This window comes from Escherichia sp. WS568, from assembly GCF_046486085.1.
GTDB classification, from domain to species: domain Bacteria; phylum Pseudomonadota; class Gammaproteobacteria; order Enterobacterales; family Enterobacteriaceae; genus Escherichia; species Escherichia coli.
The window spans coordinates 93,676-103,840 of the sequence record NZ_JBJQMC010000020.1; the positions used below are offsets into that span (position 1 = coordinate 93,676).

Annotated in this window: 8 protein-coding genes; 6 read left to right on the forward strand and 2 right to left on the reverse strand. The window is 54.0% G+C overall.

Translation table 11 applies throughout. The features are described from left to right. Nucleotides 1–51 precede the first annotated feature (51 nt). Nucleotides 52–1,545 carry a 4-hydroxy-3-polyprenylbenzoate decarboxylase gene (ubiD, locus tag ACJHWR_RS19635; protein WP_000339811.1) on the forward strand — a complete coding sequence of 498 codons (1,494 nt, stop codon included), beginning with the start codon at nucleotides 52–54 and terminating at the stop codon, nucleotides 1,543–1,545. Nucleotides 1,546–1,590: 45 nt separating this feature from the next. Then, nucleotides 1,591–2,292 (forward strand): NAD(P)H-flavin reductase, encoded by a 702-nt coding sequence (gene fre / locus ACJHWR_RS19640; RefSeq protein WP_001306785.1) that lies wholly within the window; start codon nucleotides 1,591–1,593, stop codon nucleotides 2,290–2,292. A gap of 190 nt (nucleotides 2,293–2,482) precedes the next feature. Here fre and fadA read toward each other — a convergent pair whose 3' ends face one another. After that, on the reverse strand, nucleotides 2,483–3,646 hold the full coding sequence (gene fadA, locus ACJHWR_RS19645; RefSeq protein ID WP_000438709.1) for an acetyl-CoA C-acyltransferase FadA: 1,164 nt from the start codon (nucleotides 3,644–3,646) through the stop codon (nucleotides 2,483–2,485). 9 nt (nucleotides 3,647–3,655) lie between these two features. Continuing rightward, entirely contained in the window at nucleotides 3,656–5,845 is a 2,190-nt protein-coding gene (gene fadB / locus ACJHWR_RS19650; RefSeq protein ID WP_000965900.1) for a fatty acid oxidation complex subunit alpha FadB, read from the reverse strand. A 189-nt stretch (nucleotides 5,846–6,034) separates the two neighbouring features. On the opposite strand from fadB, the gene pepQ reads away from it, so the two are divergent. From pepQ to hemG, 4 genes are read left to right on the forward strand one after another with little or no spacing between them, the layout of a single operon-like run. After that, complete coding sequence (pepQ, locus tag ACJHWR_RS19655) at nucleotides 6,035–7,366, forward strand: Xaa-Pro dipeptidase (protein ID WP_410226711.1); 1,332 nt, start codon at nucleotides 6,035–6,037, stop codon at nucleotides 7,364–7,366. Then, the gene (locus ACJHWR_RS19660) at nucleotides 7,366–7,980 is read left to right on the forward strand and encodes an IMPACT family protein (RefSeq protein ID WP_012311704.1); all 615 of its coding nucleotides are present in this window, start codon (nucleotides 7,366–7,368) and stop codon (nucleotides 7,978–7,980) included. Before pepQ ends, ACJHWR_RS19660 begins: the two co-directional genes overlap by 1 nt. A 38-nt stretch (nucleotides 7,981–8,018) precedes the next feature. Further along, a complete protein-coding gene (gene trkH / locus ACJHWR_RS19665) occupies nucleotides 8,019–9,470 on the forward strand; it encodes a Trk system potassium transporter TrkH (RefSeq protein ID WP_000545665.1) in 1,452 nt (483 codons plus the stop codon). 11 nt (nucleotides 9,471–9,481) lie between these two features. After that, nucleotides 9,482–10,027, forward strand: a complete 546-nt coding sequence (gene hemG / locus ACJHWR_RS19670) for a menaquinone-dependent protoporphyrinogen IX dehydrogenase (RefSeq protein ID WP_000853963.1) — start codon at nucleotides 9,482–9,484, stop codon at nucleotides 10,025–10,027. The last annotated feature ends 138 nt before the right edge of the window (nucleotides 10,028–10,165 follow it).

A 10,165-nucleotide genomic window follows, 5' to 3' on the forward strand; every position in this document is an offset into this window, starting at 1 on the left:
CAGCATCGCAAAGATGAACGCCGTATAATGGGCGCAGATTAAGAGGCTACAATGGACGCCATGAAATATAACGATTTACGCGACTTCTTGACGCTGCTTGAACAGCAGGGTGAGCTAAAACGTATCACGCTCCCGGTGGATCCGCATCTGGAAATCACTGAAATTGCTGACCGCACTTTGCGTGCCGGTGGGCCTGCGCTGTTGTTCGAAAACCCTAAAGGCTACTCAATGCCGGTGCTGTGCAACCTGTTCGGTACGCCAAAGCGCGTGGCGATGGGCATGGGGCAGGAAGATGTTTCGGCGCTGCGTGAAGTTGGTAAATTATTGGCGTTTCTGAAAGAGCCGGAGCCGCCAAAAGGTTTCCGCGACCTGTTTGATAAACTGCCGCAGTTTAAGCAAGTATTGAACATGCCGACAAAGCGGCTGCGTGGTGCGCCTTGCCAACAAAAAATCGTCTCTGGCGATGACGTCGATCTCAATCGCATTCCCATTATGACCTGCTGGCCGGAAGATGCCGCGCCGCTGATTACCTGGGGGCTGACCGTGACGCGCGGCCCGCATAAAGAGCGGCAGAATCTGGGCATTTATCGCCAGCAGCTGATTGGTAAAAACAAACTGATTATGCGCTGGCTGTCGCATCGCGGCGGCGCGCTGGATTATCAGGAGTGGTGTGTGGCGCATCCGGGCGAACGTTTCCCGGTTTCTGTGGCGCTGGGTGCCGATCCCGCCACGATTCTCGGTGCAGTCACCCCCGTTCCGGATACGCTTTCAGAGTATGCGTTTGCCGGATTGCTACGCGGCACCAAAACCGAAGTAGTAAAGTGTATTTCCAATGATCTCGAAGTGCCCGCCAGTGCGGAGATTGTGCTGGAAGGGTATATCGAACAAGGCGAAACTGCGCCGGAAGGGCCGTATGGCGACCACACCGGTTACTATAACGAAGTCGATAGTTTCCCGGTATTTACCGTGACGCATATTACCCAGCGTGAAGATGCGATTTATCATTCCACCTATACCGGGCGTCCGCCGGATGAACCTGCGGTGCTGGGTGTCGCACTGAACGAAGTGTTTGTGCCGATTCTGCAAAAACAGTTCCCGGAAATTGTCGATTTTTACCTGCCGCCGGAAGGCTGCTCTTATCGCCTGGCGGTAGTGACGATCAAAAAACAGTACGCCGGACACGCGAAGCGCGTCATGATGGGCGTCTGGTCGTTCTTACGCCAGTTTATGTACACTAAATTTGTGATCGTTTGCGATGATGACGTCAACGCACGCGACTGGAACGATGTGATTTGGGCGATTACCACCCGTATGGACCCGGCGCGGGACACGGTGTTGGTCGAAAATACGCCTATTGATTATCTGGATTTTGCCTCGCCTGTGTCCGGGCTGGGTTCAAAAATGGGGCTGGATGCCACGAATAAATGGCCAGGGGAAACCCAGCGTGAATGGGGACGTCCCATCAAAAAAGATCCGGATGTTGTCGCGCATATTGACGCCATCTGGGATGAACTGGCTATTTTTAACAACGGTAAAAGCGCCTGATGCGCGTTTGTTTTGCCCTATTTATCGATCCGACAGAGAAAGCGCATGACAACCTTAAGCTGTAAAGTGACCTCGGTAGAAGCTATCACGGATACCGTATACCGTGTCCGAATCGTACCAGACGCGGCCTTTTCTTTTCGTGCTGGTCAGTATTTGATGGTAGTGATGGATGAGCGTGACAAACGTCCGTTCTCAATGGCTTCGACGCCAGATGAAAAAGGGTTCATCGAGCTGCATATTGGCGCTTCTGAAATCAACCTTTACGCGAAAGCAGTCATGGACCGCATTCTTAAAGATCATCAAATCGTGGTCGATATTCCGCACGGTGAGGCATGGCTGCGCGATGATGAAGAACGTCCGATGATTTTGATTGCGGGTGGCACCGGGTTCTCTTATGCGCGCTCGATTTTGCTGACGGCGCTGGCGCGTAACCCAAACCGTGATATCACCATTTACTGGGGCGGGCGTGAAGAGCAGCATCTTTATGATCTCTCCGAGCTTGAGGCGCTTTCGTTGAAGCATCCTGGTCTGCAAGTGGTGCCGGTGGTTGAACAACCGGAAGCGGGCTGGCGTGGGCGTACTGGCACCGTGTTAACGGCGGTATTGCAGGATCATGGTACGCTGGCAGAGCATGATATCTATATTGCCGGACGTTTTGAGATGGCGAAAATTGCCCGTGACCTGTTTTGCAGCGAGCGTAATGCGCGGGAAGATCGCCTGTTTGGCGATGCGTTTGCATTTATCTGAGATATAAAAAACCCGCCCCTGACAGGCGGGAAGAACGGCAACTAAAACTTTATACAGTGGCATTTAGATCTATGTCGCATCCGGCAATCGGTGCACGATGCCTGATGCGACGCTGGCGCGTCTTATCAGGCCTATATTGGTGCAGGATCGGTAGACCGGATAAGGCGTTCACGCCGCATCCGGCAAGTGGTTAAATCCGCTCAAACACCGTCGCAATACCCTGACCCAGACCGATACACATCGTCGCCAGACCAAACTGGGCATCTTTGCGCTCCATCAGATTCAGCAGCGTGGTGCTGATACGCGCACCGGAACAACCCAGCGGATGACCCAGCGCGATCGCGCCACCGTTGAGGTTGATCTTCTCGTCAATCTGCTCCATTAGCCCGAGATCTTTAATACATGGCAGGATCTGCGCGGCAAAGGCTTCGTTCATCTCGAATACGCCGATATCGCTGGCAGAAAGCCCCGCTTTTTTCAGCGCCAGCTTCGAGGCCGGAACCGGGCCGTAACCCATAATCGATGGGTCACAACCAACGACCGCCATCGAACGCACGCGGGCGCGCGGCTTAAGACCTAATTCTCGGGCGCGGCTTTCACTCATCACCAGCATGGCAGCTGCGCCATCGGAAAGCGCAGAAGATGTACCTGCCGTCACCGTACCGCTGACGGGATCAAACGCCGGGCGCAGCGTGGCGAGGGCTTCCACGGTGGTTTCCGGGCGAATCACTTCGTCGTAATTAAACTGCTTCAGGACGCCGTCGGCATCGTGACCACCGGTCGGGATAATTTCATTTTTAAATGCACCCGACTGCGTGGCGGCCCAGGCGCGGGCGTGTGACCGCGCGGCAAAGGCATCCTGCATTTCACGGCTGATACCGTGCATACGCGCCAGCATTTCTGCCGTTAAGCCCATCATGCCCGCCGCTTTGGCGACATTGCGGCTCAGGCCGGGGTGAAAATCGACGCCGTGACTCATCGGCACATGGCCCATATGCTCCACGCCGCCAACCAGACATGCCTGCGCATCGCCGGTCATGATCATTCGCGCTGCGTCATGTAATGCTTGCATGGATGAACCACACAGGCGATTGACGGTCACCGCCGGGACAGAGTGTGGTACTTCTGCCAACAGCGCCGCGTTACGGGCGATATTAAAACCTTGCTCCAGCGTCTGCTGTACACAGCCCCAGTAAATATCGTCGAGGGCCGCCGCTTCCAGCGCCGGGTTACGCGCCAGCAGGCTACGCATTAAATGAGCGGAGAGATCTTCCGCACGCACGTGACGAAAAGCACCGCCCTTCGAACGGCCCATCGGGGTGCGAATTGCATCGACAATGACAACCTGTTCCATTGTGACTCCTTAAGCCGTTTTCAGGTCGCCAACCGGACGGGCTGGCTCAACCGGGGGATAGTACGGTTCGTTATGACGCGCTTTATTACGCAGACCTTCCGGCACTTCATACAGCGGGCCGAGGTGCTGATATTGTTGTGCCATATCGAGGTATTTTGCGCTACCGAGGGTGTCCAGCCAGCGGAACGCGCCGCCGTGGAACGGAGGGAACCCCAGTCCGTAGACCAGCGCCATATCCGCTTCTGCTGGAGTGGCGATAATGCCTTCTTCCAGACAGCGCACCACTTCGTTGACCATCGGGATCATCATGCGGGCGATAATCTCTTCTTCGCTGAAATCGCGCTTCGGCTGGCTCACTTCTGCCAGCAGGTCGTCAACGACGGCATCTTCTTCTTTCTTCGGCTTGCCTTTACTGTCTTCTTTATAACGCCAGAAACCGAGGCCGTTCTTCTGACCAAAACGGTTGGCATCAAACAGCGCATCGATGGCATCGCGGTAATCTTTCTGCATCCGCTGCGGGAAGCCTGCTGCCATCACCGCCTGAGCGTGATGCGCGGTATCAATCCCCACAACGTCCAGCAGATATGCCGGCCCCATCGGCCAGCCAAACTGTTTTTCCATCACTTTGTCGATCTTGCGGAAATCCGCGCCGTCGCGCAGCAACTGGCTGAAACCGGCGAAATAGGGGAACAGTACACGGTTGACGAAGAAGCCGGGGCAGTCGTTAACCACAATCGGCGTTTTGCCCATCTTGCTCGCCCAGGCGACGACTTTCGCGATGGTTTCGTCGGAGCTTTTCTCGCCGCGAATAATTTCTACTAACGGCATTCGGTGGACCGGGTTAAAGAAGTGCATCCCGCAGAAGTTTTCCGGACGTTCCAGCGCGTTGGCCAGTTCGCTGATAGGAATGGTTGAAGTGTTAGACGCCAGTACGGTATCCGGGCGTACTTTTTGTTCGGTTTCTGCCAGTACGGCTTTTTTCACTTTCGGGTTTTCAACAACCGCTTCTACCACAACATCCACGCGGTCAAACCCGGCGTAGTCGAGCGTTGGGTGAATTGTGGAGATCACGCCAGCCAGTTTCAGACCATCGATCTTGCCGCGCTCAAGCTGCTTGTTCAGCAGTTTCGCGGCTTCGGTCATGCCGAGGGTTAACGACTTGTCGTTGATATCTTTCATGACAACCGGTACGCCTTTCCACGCAGACTGGTAAGCGATGCCGCCACCCATAATGCCTGCGCCCAGCACAGCGGCCTGTTTCGGGGTTTCAACGTCTTTGGTGAGTTTCTTCGCTTTGCCTTTTACATATTGATCGTTAAGGAAAATGCCGACCAGTGCGCGAGCTTCGTTGGTATGCGCCAGCGGGACAAAACTTTTGTTTTCCAGGTTTAGGGCTTCTTCACGACCAAAACGGGCCGCAGCTTCAATGGTTTTTACTGCGGTGATGGGGGCCGGATAATGTTTCCCCGCCGTTTGTGCGACCATCCCTTTAGCGATGGTGAAGCTCATGGTGGCTTCAATCTCGCTCAGTTTTAGCGGTTCCAGCTTCGGCTGACGTTTCGCTTTCCAGTCGAGGTCGCCGTTAATGGCCTGGCGTAAAATCGCCATCGCCCCTTCAATCAGTTTTTCTGCTTTGACTACACCATCCACCAGACCGATTTTCAGCGCCTGATCCGCGCCGACATCTTTACCGGCGGCAATGATTTCCAGCGCACTGTCAGCGCCCAGCATACGTGGCATACGTACAGAACCGCCAAAGCCCGGCATGATGCCCAGTTTGGTTTCCGGCAGACCGATGCGCAGATCCGGCGTCGCCAGACGATAATCGGTCGCCAGCACGCATTCGCAGCCACCGCCCAGCGCATAGCCGTTGACGGCAGCAATGGTCGGCACCGGCAGATCTTCCAGGCGATTAAACACGCTATTGGCAAAGTGCAGCCACTGACTTAACTGTTCTTCAGGAACGAGGAACAGGGACAAAAATTCGGTGATATCAGCACCGACGATAAAGGCTGCTTTGTTCGAACGCAGCAGCAGCCCTTTTAGATCTGATTGCTGTTCCAGCACGCCGATGGCCTCGCCGAGGCTGGCGACGGTGGCAGTGTCGAGTTTATTAACTGAACCTGGGGCATCAAATACCAGTTCGGCAATGCCATCTTCCAGCCAGTCAAGGTACAGGGTGTCGCCTTTGTAAAGCATGTCAGTCTCCTGAATCCGCAAGGTGATCTGGTCGTACCAGATGCATCGAAGTGTGTATTTTGTGTTAAAAATATGCAAATAAAAGATTAAAGAAATGCCGATCTGATCACGCTCGGCAGAAATCACGCTCTGGATGAACGATGTGCTAAGATGCGGAGACTTAAGGTCAAAAAAACAGAAGGGTAAAAAATGGAATCACTGGCCTCGCTCTATAAAAATCATATAGCTACCTTACAGGAACGGACTCGCGATGCGCTGGCGCGCTTCAAGCTGGATGCGTTACTTATTCACTCCGGCGAACAATTCAACGTTTTTCTCGACGATCATCCCTATCCGTTTAAAGTGAACCCGCAATTCAAAGCGTGGGTGCCGGTAACTCAGGTGCCAAACTGCTGGCTGCTGGTGGATGGCGTGAACAAGCCGAAACTGTGGTTTTATCTGCCGGTTGATTACTGGCACAACGTCGAACCGCTGCCGAACTCCTTCTGGACTGAAGATGTGGAAGTGATCGCGCTGCCGAAAGCCGATGGCATTGGTAGCCTGCTGCCTGCTGCGCGCGGCAATATCGGTTATATCGGTCCGGTGCCGGAACGTGCGCTGCAACTGGGTATTGAGGCCAGCAACATCAATCCGAAAGGGGTGATCGACTACCTGCATTACTACCGCTCCTTCAAAACCGAGTACGAACTGGCCTGTATGCGTGAAGCGCAGAAAATGGCGGTCAACGGTCATCGCGCGGCAGAAGAAGCGTTCCGTTCTGGCATGAGCGAGTTTGATATCAATATTGCCTATCTGACCGCGACCGGTCATCGTGATACCGACGTACCTTACAGCAACATTGTGGCGCTTAACGAACACGCTGCGGTGCTGCATTACACCAAATTGGACCACCAGGCACCGGAAGAGATGCGCAGCTTCCTGCTGGATGCCGGGGCCGAATATAACGGCTATGCGGCTGACCTGACCCGTACCTGGTCGGCAAAAAGCGACAACGACTACGCACAGCTGGTGAAAGACGTAAATGATGAACAACTTGCGCTGATCGCCACCATGAAAGCTGGCGTCAGCTATGTGGATTACCACATCCAGTTCCATCAGCGCATCGCCAAATTGCTGCGTAAACATCAAATCATCACCGATATGAGTGAAGAAGCGATGGTCGAAAACGATCTCACCGGACCGTTTATGCCGCACGGTATCGGTCATCCGCTGGGCCTGCAGGTGCATGACGTAGCTGGCTTTATGCAAGATGATAGCGGTACGCACCTCGCGGCACCGGCAAAATATCCGTACCTGCGCTGCACCCGTATTCTCCAGCCAGGCATGGTGTTAACCATCGAACCGGGTATCTACTTCATCGAATCGCTGCTGGCGCCGTGGCGTGAAGGGCAGTTCAGCAAACACTTCAACTGGCAGAAAATTGAAGCACTGAAACCGTTCGGCGGCATTCGTATCGAAGACAACGTGGTGATCCACGAAAACAACGTGGAAAACATGACCCGGGATCTGAAACTGGCGTGATGGAAAGCTGGATAATTCCTGCGGCACCGGTCACGGTTGTTGAAGAGATCAAAAAGAGCCGCTTTATAACGATGTTGGCGCATACCGATGGCGTTGAGGCGGCGAAAGCGTTTGTTGAATCGGTGCGGGCAGAACACCCCGATGCCCGCCACCATTGCGTGGCGTGGGTGGCGGGTGCGCCGGATGATTCACAACAGTTGGGTTTCTCTGACGACGGGGAACCGGCGGGAACGGCAGGTAAACCGATGCTCGCCCAACTGATGGGCAGCGGCGTCGGGGAAATTACCGCCGTGGTGGTGCGCTACTACGGCGGCATATTGCTTGGCACCAGTGGGTTAGTGAAAGCGTATGGCGGCGGCGTGAATCAGGCGCTGCGCCAGCTAACGACCCAACGCAAGACGCCATTAACCGAATATACTTTGCAATGTGAATATAGTCAGTTAACCGGCATTGAAGCGTTGCTGGGGCAGTGTGACGGCAAAATTATCAACAGTGATTATCAGGCATTCGTTCTGCTGCGGGTGGCGCTTCCGGCGGCGAAAGTGGCTGAATTTTCCGCAAAGCTGGCGGATTTTAGCCGTGGTTCATTGCAATTGTTAGCGATTGAAGAATAATCCCCACTTCGTTTTGCAGAACTAAGGAAGCGGCAGAGATGCATTTTCGCGCCATTACCCGAATCGTTGGACTACTGGTCATCTTATTTTCAGGGACCATGATTATCCCTGGGCTGGTAGCACTCATCTACCGGGATGGAGCGGGCCGCGCTTTTACCCAGACCTTTTTTGTCGCCCTCGCCATTGGCTCTATGCTGTGGTGGCCGAACCGCAAAGAGAAGGGCGAACTGAAATCCCGTGAGGGGTTTCTGATAGTGGTGCTGTTCTGGACCGTGCTGGGTAGTGTCGGTGCGCTCCCTTTTATCTTCTCGGAAAGCCCGAACCTCACGATTACCGATGCGTTTTTTGAATCTTTCTCTGGCCTGACCACCACGGGAGCCACTACGCTGGTGGGGCTGGATTCGCTCCCTCATGCCATCCTCTTTTATCGCCAGATGCTGCAATGGTTTGGCGGGATGGGGATCATCGTGTTGGCGGTTGCGATACTGCCTATCCTCGGCGTGGGTGGGATGCAGCTCTATCGCGCAGAAATGCCCGGCCCGCTGAAAGATAACAAAATGCGCCCGCGAATTGCGGAAACGGCGAAAACCCTGTGGTTGATTTATGTCTTGCTGACCGTCGCCTGTGCGCTGGCGTTGTGGTTTGCTGGAATGGATGCCTTTGATGCCATCGGCCATAGCTTTGCGACTATCGCTATTGGCGGCTTCTCGACACATGATGCCAGTATCGGTTATTTCGACAGCCCGACTATTAACACTATCATTGCTATCTTCCTGCTGATCTCTGGCTGTAACTACGGTCTGCACTTTTCACTGTTAAGTGGGCGTAGTCTGAAGGTTTATTGGCGCGATCCGGAATTTCGCATGTTTATCGGCGTACAGTTTTCACTGGTGGTTATTTGTACACTCGTACTGTGGTTTCATAATGTCTACAGTTCGGCGCTGATGACAATTAACCAGGCGTTTTTCCAGGTGGTGTCGATGGCGACAACCGCCGGGTTTACAACTGACAGCATTGCCCGCTGGCCGCTCTTTTTGCCGGTACTGCTCTTATGTTCAGCTTTTATCGGCGGTTGTGCCGGGTCAACGGGCGGTGGCCTGAAAGTGATCCGCATCCTGCTGCTGTTTAAGCAGGGGAACCGTGAGCTGAAACGACTGGTGCATCCGAACGCCGTCTATAGCATTAAGCTGGGGAATCGCGCACTGCCGGAACGTATCCTCGAAGCCGTGTGGGGATTTTTCTCCGCCTATGCATTGGTGTTTATTGTCAGTATGCTGGCGATTATCGCCACGGGCGTGGATGACTTTTCTGCCTTTGCCTCGGTTGTTGCGACATTGAATAACCTGGGGCCAGGGCTTGGTGTGGTTGCTGATAACTTTACCAGTATGAACCCGGTGGCTAAATGGATCCTGATTGCCAACATGCTGTTTGGTCGTCTCGAGGTCTTTACATTGCTGGTGCTCTTTACCCCGACTTTCTGGCGTGAATGATGGAGTAATACGTGAAAACATTAATTCTTTTCTCAACAAGGGACGGACAAACGCGCGAGATTGCCTCCTACCTGGCTTCGGAACTGAAAGAACTGGGGATCCAGGCGGATGTCGCCAATGTGCACCGCATTGAAGAACCACAGTGGGAAAACTACGACCGTGTGGTCATTGGTGCTTCTATTCGCTATGGTCACTACCACTCTGCGTTCCAGGAATTTGTCAAAAAGCATGCGACGCGACTGAATTCGATGCCGAGCGCCTTTTACTCCGTAAACCTGGTGGCGCGTAAACCTGAGAAGCGTACTCCACAGACCAACAGCTACGCGCGGAAGTTCCTGATGAGTTCACAATGGCGTCCCGATCGCTGCGCGGTCATTGCCGGGGCGCTGCGTTACCCACGTTATCGCTGGTACGACCGCTTTATGATCAAACTGATTATGAAGATGTCAGGCGGTGAAACGGATACGCGCAAAGAAGTTGTCTATACCGATTGGGAGCAGGTGGCGAATTTCGCCCGAGAAATCGCCCATTTAACCGACAAACCGACGCTGAAATAAGCATAAAGAATAAAAAATGCGCGGTCGGAAAATTATTTTAAATTTCCTCTTGTCAGGCCGGAATAACTCCCTATAATGCGCCACCACTGACACGGAACAACGGCAAACACGCCGCCGCGTCAGCGGGGTTCTCCTGAG